Source organism: Microbacterium sp. TPD7012 (assembly GCF_003075395.1).
Taxonomy (GTDB): domain Bacteria; phylum Actinomycetota; class Actinomycetes; order Actinomycetales; family Microbacteriaceae; genus Microbacterium.
Map to the genome: position 1 here is coordinate 303,784 of NZ_QDFV01000003.1, position 16,284 is coordinate 320,067.

Sequence of the window (16,284 nt, forward strand, 5' to 3'; positions counted from 1 at the left end):
CTTCCGATCGGGATCGTCCCGGTCGTGACTCAGCTGCTCAGAAGAGCAGCGACGACAAGCGGTTGCGCGCGGTGATCACCCGCGGGTCTGCCGCGCCGATCAGCCCGAACAGCTCGACCAGACGCTCCCGCACGGGCGTGCGCTCGTCGGAGGGAAGCTGCGCGAAAAGATCGAGCAGACGACCGAACGCGTCCTCGACATGGCCTCCGGCGAGATCGAGATCCGCGACCGCGAACTGCGCCTGGACGTCCAAGGGCGCATCGGCGGCAACGGCACGCGCCGCCTGGAGATCGAGGCCCTGCACACGATCGAGCAGGCGGACCTGTCCCAGACCTGCCAGCGCATCCTCGTCGCGCGGGTTCTCCGCGAGCGCCTTCTCGTAGGCGCGGATGGCGGCTGCGTAGTCCCCCGTCTCGATCGCCGCGAACGCCTCGGCGTGCAGCGGAGGCAGCGGCGGCTCCTCGGCCGGTTCCGCGTCTCCGGCGTCTTCTCCGACGGAGAGCGAACCCGTCACGCCGTTCTGGGCGGCGACCTGGAGCAGCTGGGCGAAGACGTCGCGCACCTGCTGCTCGGGGACGGCACCGGTGAACATCGGGACCGGCTGACCGGCGATGAGCGCGACCACCATCGGGATCGACTGCGCCCGGAAGCTCTGCGCGAGCTGCGGGTTGGCATCGACGTCGACCTTGGCGAGCAGCACGCGGCCGCCGAGCTCCCTGGTCACCTTCTCGATGATGGGACTCAGCTGCTTGCAGGGTCCGCACCACTCGGCCCAGAGGTCCACGACGACGGGCACCGTGCGGGAGAGCTCGAGGATCTGGCCGAAAGTCTCGTCGGTGGCATCCACGACGACGTCGACGACAGCGGGCGCCGGAGCGCCGGCCGGCGCAGGAGCCGGTCGGTTGCGGAGGCTGGACAGGTCGACGGCGCCGCGCAGGGCGGCGGGAGAGATCTCACTCATTCGATCACCTTCACGGACAGCAGGTCCTGGCGGACGGCCAGAAGCTTGATCTGCTCCGTCGATCCCTGCGCCGGGACCGAGAAGAACAGCTGGAACTCGTACGTCGTCTCGACGCCCTTCGCGGACTCCGACACACCGGTCAGCGCCTTGGCCTGGGCGTTCTCGCCGAAGCGGATCACGGCATCCGTCGTGGTCGGCGTGACGCTCTCGGTGTCGGTCAGGGACACGGCCACGATCGCGCCGCTGTCGAGCGTCGTCATCGACACGGGCACCGAGGTGGTCGGCGCCATGTCGAACGCCGCCTGCGACGTCGCGGACGCCCCGTTGTCGGCGAGCGTCTGCACGACCGCCTGACGGCTGTCGACGATGGACTTCGCCAGGTTCAGCGACAGGTCGTCGAAGAGGCCGTAGGAGGCGCTCTTGTCACCGGAGTCGACGACGTCGGCGAAGGCGGCGGACAGCTCGCCGGGCGCGACGCGCAGGAACGCGGAGTCCTGCGGGACGAGAGAGGTGCCCAGCCACGCGGCCGCCACGTCCGGGAAGACGGCGTCGGCCGACATCTCCGCCATATCGGTGACCTTGTAGTTCGACCACGGGTCGGCCTGGGTCATGGTGAGGATGACGGGCGGGACGGTGTCGTCGCTCGCTCCCTTGGAGAGCATGAGAACCGTGCGGGGCCAGCGGTCGGTCGCTTCGGGGAGCACGACCTCGACCTCGTCGGTCGGGATGACGGACGGGAGCGGAGAGTCGGTGATCTGCGTGCGCAGCGCGTACTCCGTGGTCCGCGCCGCGAGGGCCGGTCCGTCCAGACGGGTCGACGCCAGATCGATGTCGAGAGCGGTGTCGGCCTCTTCGAGTGTGCCGGAGATCGTCTGCAGGATCCGTGTGGCCTGCGCCTCGGTGACGGCGGGCGGCTTCTGATTCTCCGGCGCGATCACGGTCGGGCTCGGCGATGGCGACGGCGCGCCCTCGTCGAACTGCGGCCACGAATCCGAAGAGCAGCCGGCGACGAGTAGAGCCGTCACGCCGAGAGCCGGGAGCGCCAGCATGCGGCGCCGACGGGCAGGGCGTGCGGCGCGCATCTGGTTCCTCGCACCCGGATCCTTGCCCTCGTCCACGATCTCCGCGTCTTCGATCTTCTTCTCCTCGGACGCGTCCGTCGGCGCAGCGGGCTCGGTCGACTCGATCGCCTCCCGCTCGGCCGGAGGCAGCGCGGCGACATCGATCGGCTGCGTGACCGGAAGCGGGCCGGGGCCCTTGCGACGGGGACCGCGCCCGCGACGCTGGTGCCGGATCCCGAGAACGTAGAGGATGAGCCCGACCAGGAGCACGGCACCGCCAGCGGCCATGAGCGGTCCGGCCCACGGCGTGGAGGTGTCGAGCGGCCAGGAGACCGCGATGTCGTCGGGTGCATCCTTCGTGCCGTCGTAGGCGATCAGGACGCTGGTGCCCTCCGGGAGCTGCATGTTGTCCGCGATGAGCGCGTTCTCGTCGCCGAAGGAGTCCAGCCAGAGGTCGGATCCCGCCGGGTTGCGGCCCGAGGACTCCTCGGTCGTCGCGTCGGAGCCATCCGTCCCCGCCTCGGGAGCGGTGGTCTCCTCGGGCACGGGCGTCTCCTCGGGCGCAGGGGTGGCATCCGAGTCATCCGATGCGGCCGCTGCCTCGACGTGCTCGACGTCGAGCGTGCCATCCTTCGCCACCGTGACGTGGTTGTAGTCCGAGTCGGCCAGCCACGCCTCCATGTCGGGCGTGCGTCCGTAGCTCGCGAAGATCTCTCCCTCGCCCCGGACGAGCAGCGTCTGGGCACCGGGGTTGGTCCGGAGCACATCGCCGTCGAGGAGCACGAACGGCGCCGATTCCGCGATCTCCACCTGGGTCTGCTGCGACGGCGGCCCCAGGAAGATGGTTCGCTGGGCGATCCCTGCCCCGATCAGCACCGCGGCCAGCACGAAGGCCACGACGGCCCATACGAAACGCACGAATAGTCTCCTCACGCATCCCGGATATCCACCCGAGACGCAACACTCGACATTTCAGACTAGCGAAACCTCCTGTGTGTTGCCCACGAGCAGCTCCGCTCCATGTCCGACCGGCACGTCGCACGGTCCGCCGAGACGCGGCTCGATAATCTGAGGCCACACGTTCCGAGGAGCCGAGATGAAGATCCACAATCCCTTCCGCACCGCCCTGGTGGCGACGCTCGGCGTAGGGCTCGGCATCCTGCTGATCGGCAGCGTCGAGACGCTGTCGACCGTGCTCCTGTATCTCGGCACCGCCCTGTTCCTCAGCCTCGGCCTCGATCCTCTCGTGTCGTATCTCGAGCGCCGTCGACTCCCCCGCTGGCTTGCCGTGCTGGTCACGATCCTCGCGGTGCTCGCGATCTTCGTCGGCATCGTGCTCATCGTCCTTCCTGTGCTCGTGAACCAGATCTCCCAGCTGATCGCCCAGATCTCGGCGATCGTCCAGCGGGGAACCGCGATCGACGATCTGAAGGACTGGATGAAGGGCGCCTTCCCGAACCTTCGCGTCGACGACGTCTTCAGCTACGTCGAGGAGTGGCTCAACACGAACCTCACGGAGATCGGCGGCTCGATCGGTCAGGGAGTCCTCGTGGCGAGCGGCGCCGTGCTCAGCGGCCTCTTCGGCGCGTTCATCGTGCTCATCCTCACGATCTACCTCACGGCCTCCACGCCCTCCCTCAAGCGCGCCGTCTACCAGCTGGCCCCGGCGTCGAAGCGCGACCGATTCATCGACCTGGCCGACCAGATCACCGACTCGGTCGGCTACTACGTCATGGGGCAGGTCACCCAGGGCGTGATCAACGGCGTGCTCAGCGCGGTGTATCTGTCGATCATCAAGGCGCCGTTCCCCGCCGTGCTCGCCGTGGTCGCCTTCTTCTTCTCGCTGATCCCGCTCGTGGGCACGCTGACGGGCTCGACGATCATCGTGCTGGCGTGCCTGATCCCGGGACTGGGCTCGCCCGCCACGGCGATAGCAGCGGGCATCTACTACCTGATCTACATGCAGATCGAGGCGTACATCATCTCGCCGCGCATCATGAGCCGAGCCGTGTCCGTGCCCGGCGCCGTGGTCGTGGTCGCGGCTCTCGCCGGCGGCAGCCTGCTGGGCCTGCTCGGCGCACTCATCGCGATCCCCGTCGCGGCGAGCATCCTGATCATCTACCGGCAGGTGCTCATCCCACGCATGAACGAGCTCTGACGTCCGCTCAGGCGGGCGGCCAGTGGGTCGCCAGAGGCAGCGCGGGCGCGTTCACCGCGGCCACGATCTCCGTGAGGACGCGTCGCGTCTGCGTCTCGCCGACCCAGAGGTGCTTGCCCCCGTCCACGGCGATGAGCTGCGCCTGCGGGATCGATGCGAAACGCTGTCGGGCTTCTTCCGGGCGGAGGTAGTCGTCCAGCTCGGGCACCAGGACGACGACGGGCAGATCCGTGCTCGCCCAGGCCGCCACTTCCTCTTCGGTCGCGCGGTGCAACGGGGGCGAGAGCAGGATGATGCCCTCGATCTCGTGCTCACGGCCGTACTTCAGCGCCAGCTCGGTCCCGAACGACCACCCCAGCAGCCAGGGGCGGGGAAGGCCGCGCTCGTGGACGAAGTCCATGGCGGCAGCCACATCGAACTGCTCGGCGGCGCCGCCGTCGAACCCGCCCTCGCTCGTGCCGCGGGGGGAGGTCGTGCCGCGGGTGTTGAACCGCAGCACGGCCAGGTCCGCGAGAGCCGGGAGGCGGGCTGCGGCCTTGCGAAGGATGTGGGAGTCCATGAACCCACCGCCGGTGGGAAGCGGGTGCAGCGTCACGAGAGTGGCGACCGGTGCGGTGTGCTCCGGTTGGGAGAGCTCCCCCACGAGCGTCAGCCCGTCGGCCGTCTGCAGCTCGATCTCGTCACGTCGGGCGGGGAGCTCCAGCGGCCCCCGGATCTCGATGCTCAAGCGACCCTCCAGCAATGCGTGTGCCAATGACGTCGTGCCGCGAGGTCCGCGGCATCTCCCAGAACTCCGTCAGCGCGCCACGCCACCAGGTGCGGCGTGCCGGGCTCGATGTCCTGCGCGCACCCGGGGCAGCGATAGGCCTTCTGCGCCTGGGGGGCGGAGACGGGCTGCACCGTCCACTCGCTGCCGCGTCGGACTTCCGTGCGCTTCCAGCCGGCGAGCAGGCGCTCGAGGGAATCCTCGGCGTCAGGGCGCGCCGGACGGCGGCGGTGGGAGCGTGGCACGATGCCGGCTCACCACCAGTGGTTGTTCGTCCAGAAGGCGTGCGCGCCGGCCCAGCTGCCGTAGCGACCCGTCGCGTAGCCGTTGGCCCAGCGCAGATTGTCCACGGGGTCGTAGCCGTTGCCCGGCACCTTGCTGCACGGCAGCGCCTGAACGAGACCGCAGGCCCCCGACGACGAGTTCGTCGCGTTGGGGTTCCAGCCGCTCTCCTTGGACACGATGTAGTCGACGTAGCCCCAGTCGCTCTCGGCGATGCCTGCGGCGGCCATCCACTCGGCCGGTGCTCCCCCGCCGGTGTAGTACAGGGGCCCGCTGCCCGACGACTCGTCACTCGAACCGGATGCCGCGGCGGGCACCGGGACGGGGACCGGCTTGGGCTTGACGTACACCTCGAACGTGCCGCGCACGGCCGGCGTGATGGGCGTTCCCTCGACCGTGACGGTGAGGTTCTGCGTGTCGGCGAGAGCGACGGAGTATGCCGAGTCCGGGGTCTCCTCCTGCACCGGCTCAGCCAGTGCCACTCCCGTGGGAGCGACCAGCGCGCCGGCGAATGCGACGACGGCGAGAGCACTGAAGACGCCGACGACCCCGCGGCGGCGTGACCACCGACGAGTGCCCTTGCGCGCGGAATTGACCGTCGCTGCGGGCACCAGCGACGAGTCGTTTCGTTCGAGTGTCATGTCGTTTCGGGAGTTCACGATGAGTGACAGTCTACGCAGACCTTGCTGAGACGGCCATCAGAAACGTCAACGAACGGCGAGGATGACGTCGATCGCCGCGTCGAGAAGGGCATCGACCTGCTCTTCGCGGTATCCCCCGCGCTGCATCCGGAACGCGGCCGACCTGAGCTGCTCAGCGGTCAGACCCTCGCCGTCGCGGAGGTAGCGCACGATCCGCGTGGTCACGTGATCGACCTCGTCGATCCGGTAGCCGAAGGTGAGCAGACCGGTGCGCGCGAAGCGGTGACGACGGGGGCGAGCGAGATGATCCAGGATGAGCTGGGCGTCTTCTCGTGCCTGCTCCACCCACGCCCCCGCTCCGCGCGAGCGCACGACCTGCTCGCGCTCGCGCGCGGCGAACGCGTCCTCGACGCGGCCCAGCGCGGCGTCCACATCGGCGACGACGTACCCGCCCTTCACGAGCGGGAAGGACGCGGTGCGCACGTCGACCGCGCCCATCTCGTCACGACCCGTCTCGAAGGCGCGTCGAGCCGATGCGAGGAAGGTGTCGACCGCCACGCGGTGATAGCCGCGCGTGCGACCCGTCGTCAGAGCGAACGCTGGCGGCGCCTGCGGCGCCGTCTGCTCGTCGATCCGGTCTTCAGTCATCAGAGAACCACCCAGGGAGAGAGAAGGAAGTACAGGCCCAGCGCGGGGATGGTCGACGGCAGGATGCTGTCCAGCCGGTCGAGCAGACCGCCGTGCCCCGGCAGCCACGAGCTCATGTCCTTGATGCCGAGGTCCCGCTTGAGCATGGATTCGCCGAGGTCGCCGAGCGTCGCCGTGAGCAGGATCGATGCTCCGAAGATCAGCCCGGCCCACCACGGGAGGTCGAGGAGGAAGATCGCCAGCAGGACACCGGCGGCGAGAGAGGCGAGCACGGCGCCTCCGAAACCCTCCCACGTCTTCTTCGGGCTGATCTTGGGCGCCATCGGGTGACGACCGAACGCCAACCCCGCCGCGTACGCGCCCGTGTCGGCGGCGACCGCGATCGCGATGAAGCTCAGGACCCACCACTGGCCGCCCTCCTGCTCGAGCAGGATGAGAGCGACACCCGCGAGGAACGGCACGTAGATCTGCACGAAGCCGCTGATGACGGCATCCGCCAGCACTTCGCCGTAGGTGCGGCCGTCCTTCACGACCATCTGGCCGACGAGGCGCCACACGATCACGAACGCCACCGCGACGAAGACCATCACCCAGCAGAGCCAGGGCTCGGCGAAGTACGCGGAGAGCACGAGGAACGTCGCCGCGATCAGCTGCGGCACGACGTCGACGCGGCGACCGGAGGCGCGCAGCGCGCGCGACAGCTCGTACACGCCGAGGAGAGCCGCGGCCAGAGCGAAAGGCACGAAGAGAGCCTTGATGAACAGCAGCGAGCCCAGCAGTGCGGCACCGAACGCGAGTCCGATCAGGGTCGCCAGGATCAGGTCCCGACCGGTGCGCTCCTTGATGCGCTCGTTCGCCTGGTCGATCTGATCCCGCGCGTGCGAGACGTGGCTGTTCAGCTCGTCTCTCCGCACGCGCCACTGCTCCCTGATCGCGTTGTGATCCGCGGTGTCCAGGGGGCCTGCGCCGGCGAGAGCCGCCTCGACGGGCGGCAGCGGCGGACGCGGCGGGACCGTCGCGGCGTCGAACGACGGGAAGGCCGCGTCGACGAGCGGAACGCCGTCGTCGGGGGTCACCGCATCGCCTGTCTCACCGTGCGTCGGCGATCGCCCCTCCTCGCCGCGTCTCGTGTCGTCGGACATCCGGACTACACCTCGAGGAGTTCGGCCTCTTTGCGCTTGAGAGCGTCGTCGATGAGGTCGACGTGCTGACGAGTCAGAGCATCGAGCTCCTTCTCGCCCCGCGCGAGTTCGTCCTCGCCGATCTCGCTCTTCAGCGCGTCGAGCTCGTCCTTCGCCTTGCGGCGGATGCCGCGGACGTGCACCTTCGCGTCCTCGCCCTTGGACTTGACGAGCTTGACGTACTCCTTGCGGCGCTCCGCAGTCAGCTCCGGCATCGTGACGCGGACCAGGTTGCCGTCGTTCGTCGGGTTCGCGCCCAGATTCGGCATGTCGCGAACGGCCTGCTCGATCGCCTTGAGGGCCGACTTGTCATAGGGGGTGATGATGAGGGTGCGCGCCTCCTGGTTGGCCAGCGATGCGAGCTGGGCCAGCGGGGTCGGCGTTCCGTAGTAGTCCACGAGCAGCTTCTGGAACAGCTGCGGGTTCGCACGGCCGGTGCGCACCGTGGAGAAGTCCTCCTTGGCAGCCTCGACCGCCCGCGACATACGGGAGGTGGTTTCAGCGAGGACATCCGCGATCACGGTGACTCCTATCGTCGGGGTGTTCTGGAAATTCTATCGGGCGAAGGCCACTCCACCCGCTCTTGCACTCAGGCGGTGACGAGTGTCCCGATGGGCTCGCCCAGCAGCGCCCGTGTGACGTTGCCCGCGGGCTCCATGCCGAAGACGCGCATGTCCATGCTGTTGTCCATGCAGAGGCTGAACGCGGTCGAGTCGACGACCTTGAGGCCGCGCTGCAGGGCGTCGCGGTAGGTGACCCGCTCGATGCGCTCGGCGTCGGCGTGCTTGTTGGGGTCGGCCGTGTAGATGGCGTCGACGCCGTTCTTGGCGACGAGCACCTCCTGCGCGCCGATCTCCAGCGCGCGCTGGGCGGCGACGGTGTCCGTCGAGAAGTACGGGAGGCCGGCACCCGCTCCGAAGATCACGACGCGCCCCTTCTCGAGGTGGCGCTCCGCACGACGCGGGATGTACGGCTCCGCGACCTGCGTCATCGAGATGGCCGACTGCACGCGCGTCGCGGCCCCTGCCTGCTCGAGGAAGTCCTGCAGGGCGAGCGCGTTCATGACGGTGCCCAGCATGCCCATGTAGTCGGCACGGCCGCGGTCCATGCCGCGCTGGCTGAGCTCGGCGCCGCGGAAGAAGTTCCCTCCACCGACGACGATCGCGACCTCGACGCGATCGACGGCAGCGGCGATGTCGCGCGCGATCTGCGAGACCACATCGGGGCTGACGCCCAGCTGACCGGCCCCGAAAGCCTCACCGGAGAGCTTGAGAAGGACGCGGCGGCGTCCAGTGCGTTCAGTCATGTGTGGGGTGTCCTCTCGTCCCGATTCAAGATAGTGCCTCGTGGGCACGAAGAAGGGGTTCGGATCGCGATGATCCGAACCCCTTCGACAGTGTTACGCGCCGACCTTGAAGCGCGCGAAGTCGGTCACGGTGATACCGGCGTCCTTCGCGACCTGGGCGACGGAGAGCTTGTTGTCCTTCGCGTAGTCCTGCTCGAGCAGGGCGACCTGCTTGATGAACGCGGACACACGGCCCTCGACGATCTTGGGCAGCGCTGCTTCCGGCTTGCCCTCGTTGCGGGAGATCTCGGTGACGATCTCGCGCTCCTTCTCGACCGCGTCAGCCGGGACGTCCTCGCGAGCGAGGTACGACGGGTTGGCGAACGAGATGTGCTGGGCGATGCTGCGCGCGGTCTCGGCGTCGTCACCCGAGTAGGCGACGACGACGCCGATCTGCGGCGGCAGGTCCTTGCTGGTGCGGTGCAGGTAGACCTCGACCTTGTCGCCCGAGATCGTGCGCACGCGACGCAGTTCGACCTTCTCGCCGATGATCGCCGCCTCTTCCGAGATCAGCTGCTCGACGGTCTGCGATCCCGCAGCGGCAGCGAGGCCGGCCTCGACCGAGTCGGCCTTGACCGCTGCGACAGCGTCCGCGACCTTGTCGGCGAGCGTGATGAAGCGGTCGTTCTTGGCGACGAAGTCGGTCTCGCAGGCGAGCTCGATGAGCGTCACGGCGCCGTCCTGCTCGCGAGCGACGATCAGTCCCTCGCTGGTGGAACGGTCGGCGCGCTTCGCGTTGCCCTTCGCACCCTTCAGACGCAGGATCTCGGTGGCCTTCTCGACGTCTCCGTCAGCCTCCTCGAGCGCCTTCTTGGTGTCGACCATTCCCGTGCCGAGCTGCTCGCGCAGCGCCTTGAGGTCGGCGATGGTGAAGTTGGCCATGTGTGGTGGCTCCTTGCTTCGTTATGTATGTGTGTGAACGAGGGGATTACTTGGCGTCTGCGGCCTCGGCTGCGGCGACCTCAGCGGTCTCCTCACCGGAAGCGGCGGCGATCGCCTCGTCGTGCGCCTCGGCACCGGCCTCGTCGGCCGCGGCCTCGTCAGCAGCGGGCGTCTCGACGACAGCAGCCTCATCGGCGGTCGGCTCGACCTCAGCCGCGTCAGCGGACTCCTCGACGACGGGAGCGTCGGCGGGGGTCTCGAGAAGCTCCTTCTCCCACTCGGCCAGCGGCTCAGCGTCGCCCGACTCCGGGTTGTGCTTCTGCTGCAGGCCCTCGGCCGCGGCGTCGGCGATGATACGCGTCAGCAGCGAGACGGAGCGGATCGCGTCGTCGTTGCCGGGGATCGGGTACTGGAAGTCGTCCGGGTCGGCGTTGGTGTCGAGGATGCCGATCACCGGGATGCCGAGCTTCTTGGCCTCGTCGATGGCGAGGTGCTCGCGCTTGGCGTCGACGACCCAGATCGCCGACGGCGTCTTCGTGAGGTTGCGGATACCGCCGAGCGACTTGTGCAGCTTGTCGAGCTCGCGCTTCTTGAGAAGGAGCTCCTTCTTCGTGAAGCCGCTGTTCGCGGGGACCTCGTAGTCGAGCTCCTCGAGCTCCTTCATGCGAGCGAGACGCTTGGAGATCGTCTGGAAGTTGGTGAGGAGTCCGCCGAGCCAGCGCTGGTTCACGAAGGGCTGGCCGACGCGCGTGGCCTGCTCGGCGAGGATCTCCTGCGCCTGCTTCTTGGTGCCGACGAAGAGGATCGTGCCGCCGTGGGCGACGGTCTCCTTGACGAAGTCGTAGGCCTTGTCGATGTAGCCGAGCGACTGCTGGAGGTCGATGATGTGGATGCCGCTGCGCTCGGTGAGGATGAAGCGCTTCACCTTCGGGTTCCACCGACGGGTCTGGTGTCCGAAGTGCACGCCGCTGTCGAGCAGCTGGCGGATGGTGACCACAGCCATGGTCGTCTCCTGGTTCTGGCGCGATTCTGCGCCGTTGAGGTTGTCTGCCGATCTTCTGATCGGACTTCCTGGTGCCCGGCGCACTCCCGCCCGCTCGTGGAGCGGGACCTGTGGGAATGGATGCCGCGACCTCTGTCTCTGCAGACGCCGGTCGCTCTGGGCACGCGTAGTCACCCCGATATCGAGGTGCTCCTCCAGCATACAGGATGCGGCGGTCAGACTCGCGCTGCACCCCGCGGTGCTCGCACCTGCTTCTCCCCCATGACCGCGCGTCCGGCGCAGGACACGAGCGGACCCCGCCGCCGTCGACCAGGATGCCGGGAATGCGCACCTCATCACGACTCGTGTCCGGGATCGCCCTGATCCTCCTCTCGCTGCTGTTCTCCCCCGCGCAGGTCGCAGCCGTCCCGCCTCCCGGAGCCGACGAAGTCCGGTGGCTCTGGCCGCTCGACGGCGTTCGCCAGGTGGTCGAGCCGTATCGCGCCCCCGCGCACGCCTACGGAGCGGGTCACCGCGGTGTCGATCTGGCAGCGCCCGCGGGAACGGTCGTCCTCGCTCCCGCCGCCGGGGTGATCGCGTACCAGGGCACCGTCGTCGACCGCCCGCTGCTCACGATCGAGCATCACGGGGGCCTCGTCTCGACATTCGAGCCTCTTCAGTCGCCGCTCCGGCCAGGCGATGCGGTCTCGGCCGGCGATGCGATCGGGGTCGTCGCCGTCGGCGGACACGCGACACCCGGGACGCTCCATCTGGGCGTGCGGCTCGACGGGGCCTACATCAACCCGATGATCCTGTTCGGCGATGTGCCGCGAGCGGTGCTGCTGCCGTGCTGCGACCCGGTCTGAGAACGTGCGGGCGCGCCGCAGCGAAGGTCATGCGCGCGGATGCGCCAGCCGGTAGGTCGCGGTCAGACGCTCGGCCGACACGTGGGTGTAGATCTGGGTGGTGCCGAGGCTGGCGTGGCCGAGGATCTCCTGCACGGCGCGCAGATCGGCGCCGCCGTCGAGGAGGTGGGTCGCCGCCGTATGCCGCAGAGCATGCGGGCCGACCGTCTCCGCTCCGACGATCGGCGCGAGCACGCGCGCGACGAGCGTGTAGACCGTGCGGGGTCCGATGCGCGCACCGCGGCTGCCCAGCATCACGGCCGGCGTGGCCGCCACGGCGCGGACGATCAGCGCCGGTCTCCCCCGGGTCAGATAGGCGCGCACGGCATCGCGTGCCGGTGCACCGAAGGGGACGACGCGCTCCTTGGAGCCCTTGCCGAGGACCCGCGCCGTGCCACGGTCCAGATCGAGGTCGTCGATGTCCAAGCCGCAGAGCTCCGAGACGCGGATGCCTGATCCGTACAGCAGCTCGAGGATCGCGTGGTCCCGCAGCGCGAGAGGGTCCCCGGAGTCCGCGGCGGTGCGGTGCGCGTCGAGAAGCTCCGACATCGAATCGCGCGAGGCCACCGTCGGCAGCGTGCGTCCCTTCTTCGGGGCGATCAGCCGCAGACTCGGGTCGTGCGCGACGAATCCCTGCTCCTGGGCCCAGCTGAAGAACGACCGGGCGGCGGCGGCTCGTCGCGCCAGGGTCGACCTCGCGTCCCCGCGTTGCGTCGCCCGCCAGAGCCAGTCCCGCAGCACTTCGAGGTCGACATCTTCCAGAGCGATCGGGCCCGCTGATGCTCCGAGATCCCGCAGGTCCGAGCGATACGCCTTGACCGTCGCCGGCGACAGCCGACGCACCCGCTCGAGGTGATCGGCGAACGCCTCGGCAGCGACCGCGAGTTCCATGGACCCAGTCTGCCCGCGTTCTCGCGGCGGTGGCCGAAGCCCCGCCGTGACGGCGACGACGCGCGTCTCATGCGGGGGCTGTCGCCGGCAGGCGTCGCCAGCCCCTGTCATCGCGCCGGACCTCCTCCTCGAGCTCGAGCAGGCCGAGCAGCGCGCGGACGCGGTCTGGCGGCAGCCCCGACCGGCGTACGAGCTCGTCGACGGATACGCGTGCCCTCGTGCTCATCGCGTCGAGCAGACGGATCCGATCCGGATCGACGGCCAGCACGTGCGACGATGTTCCGACGCCCATCCCCCAGAGCTCCCGCACCTCCGCAGCCGATGTCACGCACTGCGCGTCGTACTCGCGCAGCAGTCGATGACAGCCCGCGGATGCCGCCGAGGTCACCGGGCCCGGCACGGCACCGAGCGGACGCCCGAGCGCGGCGGCGTGCCCCGCCGTGTTCAGCGAACCGCTGCGCCACCCTGCTTCGATCACCACCGTCGCGTGCCCGAGCGCTGCGATCAGGCGATTGCGCGCGAGGAACCGCCACTTGGTGGGCGCCGCGCCGCAGGGCGGCTCGCTGACCACAGCACCTCGAGCGGCGATCTGCCCGATCAGATGCTGGTGACCTGCCGGGTAGGCACGATCGACGCCGCCGGCCAGGAACGCGACCGTCGCGCCGCTCACGCCGAGTGCCGCCCGATGCGCCGCCCCGTCGATGCCGTAGGCGCCTCCCGACACGATGACCGTGCCGGTGGCGGCGAGATCTCCCGCGAGCTCCGCCGCCACGTGTTCGCCATACCCGCTGGAGGCCCGCGCCCCGACGAGAGATGCCCGAGGCTCGGCGACCAGAAGCTCCGCCCTGCCCCGCACCCAGAGCGCCGTCGGCGCATTGGCTCCGAGGTCGTCGAGCGACGCCGGCCAGCACGCATCACCGGGGAGCAGCAGCGTCGCGTCGATGTCGTGCGCGCCCCGCAGCGCATCACGCACGGCGCGCGGATCGGCGCGCGGCATCCACCGCTTGCGCGCCTCGCTCAGAGCGCGCTGTCCGGTGCCGGCGACGTCCAGGAGCGCGAACGCGCCCTGCCGCGAGCCTCCGACGGCGACGGCCAGCGCATCGACCGCTCCGAGCTCGCCGATCAGCGTCCCCGCCACGGCATCGCCGGGCTCCGCGACGACGCTCCAGGCGACCCGCGCCAGAGCCTCGGCGACCTCATCCTCCCGTCGCAGCCGACGTGCGGCATCGACGATCTCGGCATCGCCGAGCAGCCTCTCGATCATGGAGTCAGTCCTCTCTTCAGGTGCAGCGCCCGGCCGATCTCGTCGAGGCCCGGACTCTCGAGATCCGCGAGGTCGGCCATCGTCCAGGCCAGCCGGAGCACGCGGTCGTATCCGCGCAGCGTGAGAGAGCCGCGTTCGAGTGCACGGTCCAGCGCGGCGCGGGTCGCCGGCGGAAGCCGCAGCGCGCCCTGACGCAGCCAGGTCCCCGGAACGTCGGCGTTGCGTCGCCACGGTGTGCTCCGCCATCGATCGGCCGCGCGTGCGCGCGCCGTCTCCACGCGCTCCCGGGCTCGCGCCGTGGTCACCTCGGAGCGGCCGCCGGCCGTCGCCCGGGATGCCGCGACCCGGGTCACCGACAGGTCGATGTCGACGCGATCCCGCAGCGGCCCGGACAGGCGCATCGCGTACCGCCTGATGCCGGCGGGAGGGCATATGCACTCCGCCCCTCGCACGCCGTAGTTTCCGCACGGACACGGATTCATGGCCAGGAGCAGCTGGAACCCGGCAGGGAATCTCGCCGTGAAGCCTGCCCTGTGGACGTCGATCACGCCGGATTCGAGCGGTTGCCGCAGCGCGTCGAGCGCGGCGCGCGAGAATTCGGCGGCCTCATCGAGGAACAGCACCCCGCGATGCGCCCTGGCTATCGCGCCGGGCCGGGCCACGCGCGATCCGCCGCCCACCAGGGCGGCGACGGACGCGCTGTGGTGCGGTGCTTCGAGCGGAGGGAGCGGGTCGAGGGCCGTCACCGTCTCGCCGCTGAGCGATCGGATGGAGGCGACTTCGAGAGCCTCCTGCTCCCCCAGGGCGGGGAGGATCCCGGGGAGGCGCCGGGCGAGCATCGTCTTCCCTGCACCCGGCGGCCCGCTCAACAGGAGATGATGACCGCCGGCCGCGGCCACGACGAGGGCCTCGACCGCCTCCTCCTGTCCGACCACGTCGGCAAGGTCGAGAGCCGCTTCGCGCACCGACGACGCACGGCCGACGGCGACGGCATCGACGTCCGGCACCTCGACGTCCGCACCGTGCCAGACCGCGACCTCGGCGAGGGAGGCGGCGGCCCGCACCTCGACGCCCGGCACCAGCCGGGCCTCGGCCTCGCTCCCCCGCGGCACGATGATGCGCTGGAAGCCCGCTCCGGCGGCAGCGAACACCGCGGGCAGGACTCCGGGGACCGGCCGGATGCGCCCGTCGAGCCCCAGCTCGCCGATGTGGACGGTGTCCGCGATCGAACGGCGTCCGATCGCGCCGCCCGCGGCCAGAGTCGAGACCGCGATCCCGAGGTCGAATCCCGCGCCGTGCTTCGGCAGGCTCGCCGGTGAGAGGTTGACCGTGAGACGGCGGCGCGGGAGGTCGAGGCCCGCGTTCTTGCACGCGTTGTGCACGCGTTGGACCGCTTCACCGAGCGACTTGTCGGGGAGCCCGATGATCTTGAAGTCCGGGGTCTGGTTCGAGAGGTCGGCCTCGATCTCGACCATGTGCCCGTCGACGCCGGTGAGGGCGACGGCCCAGGTGCGCGCGGTGCTCATGAGATGTCCACGAGATGCTCGAGCACACCGACGGCCGGGTCGCCACCGATGATGCCGATCGCCTCGATGCGCAGGTCGAGTCCGCGGGCGAGCTCCGGGTGCGCGGCCCTCCAGGCGAACGCCAGCCCCCAGAGGCGCCGTCTCTTCCGCTCGTCGATGGCCTCGAACGGGTGGCCGAAGGCCGCTGAGCGTCGTGTCTTCACCTCGATGACGGCCAGGTGCGCTCCCCGCGCGGCGACGATATCGATCTCGCCCTGCGCACACCGCCAGTTGCGATCCAGCACGGTGTAGCCGTGCCGCGTCAGGTGCTGCGCTGCGCGCTCTTCACCGGCTCTCCCGAGTTCGTCCTTCGCTGCCATGCCGACAGCATCGCGCCCGGTCGCGACACGAGGCGGCGAGGATCAGGGGAGCTCCCGACGACTCGGGAGAAGCTCCTCGATCCGAGATCTGTGGAGAGAGGGTGTCACTCGCCGTCGAGCGAGAGCTCCTGCGGCAGCTCGAACTCGCGACGCTGGAGTTCCTCGACGTTGACGTCCTTGAAGGTGAGCACCCGCACGGCCTTGACGAAGCGGTCGGCGCGATAGATGTCCCACACCCACACGTCGCTCATCGAGATCTCGAAGTAGAAGTCGTGCTCGGTGTCGCGTCGCACGACGTTGACCTCGTTCGCCAGGTAGAACCGGCGCTCGGTCTCGACGACGTACTGGAACTGGGACACGACGTCCCGGTACTCACGGAACAGAGCCAGCTCGAGCTCGCGGTCGTAGTCGTCGAAGGCTTCCTCATCCATG

18 protein-coding genes are annotated in these 16,284 nt (G+C 69.6%); 2 read left to right on the forward strand and 16 right to left on the reverse strand.

Going from position 1 to position 16,284, the window contains the following annotated elements; genetic code table 11:
- Positions 1 to 37: 37 nt before the first annotated feature.
- Entirely contained in the window at positions 38 to 961 is a 924-nt protein-coding gene (locus DC434_RS09550; protein ID WP_116635051.1) for a tetratricopeptide repeat protein, read from the reverse strand.
- Positions 958 to 2,940 carry a glycosyl transferase gene (locus DC434_RS09555; protein ID WP_116635052.1) on the reverse strand — a complete coding sequence of 661 codons (1,983 nt, stop codon included), beginning with the start codon at positions 2,938 to 2,940 and terminating at the stop codon, positions 958 to 960. Before DC434_RS09555 ends, DC434_RS09550 begins: the two co-directional genes overlap by 4 nt.
- Before the next feature lie 178 nt (positions 2,941 to 3,118).
- On the opposite strand from DC434_RS09555, the gene DC434_RS09560 reads away from it, so the two are divergent.
- Positions 3,119 to 4,180, forward strand: a complete 1,062-nt coding sequence (locus DC434_RS09560; protein WP_116635053.1) for an AI-2E family transporter — start codon at positions 3,119 to 3,121, stop codon at positions 4,178 to 4,180.
- A 7-nt stretch (positions 4,181 to 4,187) separates the two neighbouring features.
- Here DC434_RS09560 and DC434_RS09565 read toward each other — a convergent pair whose 3' ends face one another.
- From DC434_RS09565 to rpsB, 9 genes are all read right to left on the reverse strand, one after another.
- Positions 4,188 to 4,901: an alpha/beta fold hydrolase gene (locus DC434_RS09565; protein ID WP_116635408.1), complete on the reverse strand. Its 714-nt coding sequence runs from the start codon at positions 4,899 to 4,901 to the stop codon at positions 4,188 to 4,190.
- 2 nt (positions 4,902 to 4,903) lie between these two features.
- The gene (locus DC434_RS20335; RefSeq protein ID WP_116635054.1) at positions 4,904 to 5,191 is read right to left on the reverse strand and encodes a hypothetical protein; all 288 of its coding nucleotides are present in this window, start codon (positions 5,189 to 5,191) and stop codon (positions 4,904 to 4,906) included.
- Positions 5,192 to 5,200: 9 nt separating this feature from the next.
- Positions 5,201 to 5,869, reverse strand: a complete 669-nt coding sequence (locus tag DC434_RS09575) for a transglycosylase SLT domain-containing protein (protein ID WP_243408877.1) — start codon at positions 5,867 to 5,869, stop codon at positions 5,201 to 5,203.
- 66 nt (positions 5,870 to 5,935) lie between these two features.
- Positions 5,936 to 6,517 carry a DivIVA domain-containing protein gene (locus DC434_RS09580; RefSeq protein WP_116635055.1) on the reverse strand — a complete coding sequence of 194 codons (582 nt, stop codon included), beginning with the start codon at positions 6,515 to 6,517 and terminating at the stop codon, positions 5,936 to 5,938.
- Complete coding sequence (locus DC434_RS09585) at positions 6,517 to 7,659, reverse strand: phosphatidate cytidylyltransferase (RefSeq protein ID WP_116635056.1); 1,143 nt, start codon at positions 7,657 to 7,659, stop codon at positions 6,517 to 6,519. The genes DC434_RS09580 and DC434_RS09585 overlap by 1 nt, the downstream gene beginning before the upstream one ends.
- 5 nt (positions 7,660 to 7,664) lie before the next feature.
- Positions 7,665 to 8,219: a ribosome recycling factor gene (frr, locus tag DC434_RS09590; protein ID WP_116635057.1), complete on the reverse strand. Its 555-nt coding sequence runs from the start codon at positions 8,217 to 8,219 to the stop codon at positions 7,665 to 7,667.
- Positions 8,220 to 8,287: 68 nt separating this feature from the next.
- Positions 8,288 to 9,004 (reverse strand): UMP kinase, encoded by a 717-nt coding sequence (gene pyrH, locus DC434_RS09595; protein WP_017202017.1) that lies wholly within the window; start codon positions 9,002 to 9,004, stop codon positions 8,288 to 8,290.
- A 93-nt stretch (positions 9,005 to 9,097) separates the two neighbouring features.
- Positions 9,098 to 9,925, reverse strand: coding sequence for a translation elongation factor Ts (tsf, locus tag DC434_RS09600; protein ID WP_116635058.1), 828 nt, complete (start codon positions 9,923 to 9,925; stop codon positions 9,098 to 9,100).
- Positions 9,926 to 9,971: 46 nt separating this feature from the next.
- Positions 9,972 to 10,928 (reverse strand): 30S ribosomal protein S2, encoded by a 957-nt coding sequence (gene rpsB, locus DC434_RS09605; RefSeq protein ID WP_116635059.1) that lies wholly within the window; start codon positions 10,926 to 10,928, stop codon positions 9,972 to 9,974.
- Between the two features lie 323 nt (positions 10,929 to 11,251).
- Here rpsB and DC434_RS09610 point away from each other — a divergent pair, with 323 nt between their 5' ends.
- Positions 11,252 to 11,773: a M23 family metallopeptidase gene (locus tag DC434_RS09610; RefSeq protein ID WP_116635060.1), complete on the forward strand. Its 522-nt coding sequence runs from the start codon at positions 11,252 to 11,254 to the stop codon at positions 11,771 to 11,773.
- Between the two features lie 27 nt (positions 11,774 to 11,800).
- Here DC434_RS09610 and DC434_RS09615 read toward each other — a convergent pair whose 3' ends face one another.
- The 5 genes from DC434_RS09615 to DC434_RS09635 all read right to left on the reverse strand — a co-directional run bounded on the left by DC434_RS09615 (position 11,801) and on the right by DC434_RS09635 (position 16,283).
- Positions 11,801 to 12,703 carry a tyrosine recombinase XerC gene (locus DC434_RS09615; protein WP_116635061.1) on the reverse strand — a complete coding sequence of 301 codons (903 nt, stop codon included), beginning with the start codon at positions 12,701 to 12,703 and terminating at the stop codon, positions 11,801 to 11,803.
- A gap of 67 nt (positions 12,704 to 12,770) precedes the next feature.
- Entirely contained in the window at positions 12,771 to 13,967 is a 1,197-nt protein-coding gene (gene dprA / locus DC434_RS09620; RefSeq protein ID WP_116635062.1) for a DNA-processing protein DprA, read from the reverse strand.
- Complete coding sequence (locus DC434_RS09625; protein WP_116635063.1) at positions 13,964 to 15,493, reverse strand: YifB family Mg chelatase-like AAA ATPase; 1,530 nt, start codon at positions 15,491 to 15,493, stop codon at positions 13,964 to 13,966. Before DC434_RS09625 ends, dprA begins: the two co-directional genes overlap by 4 nt.
- Positions 15,490 to 15,852 carry a YraN family protein gene (locus DC434_RS09630; protein ID WP_116635064.1) on the reverse strand — a complete coding sequence of 121 codons (363 nt, stop codon included), beginning with the start codon at positions 15,850 to 15,852 and terminating at the stop codon, positions 15,490 to 15,492. The genes DC434_RS09625 and DC434_RS09630 overlap by 4 nt, the downstream gene beginning before the upstream one ends.
- A gap of 104 nt (positions 15,853 to 15,956) precedes the next feature.
- The gene (locus DC434_RS09635) at positions 15,957 to 16,283 is read right to left on the reverse strand and encodes a DUF2469 family protein (RefSeq protein ID WP_017204525.1); all 327 of its coding nucleotides are present in this window, start codon (positions 16,281 to 16,283) and stop codon (positions 15,957 to 15,959) included.
- Position 16,284: the final 1 nt, after the last annotated feature.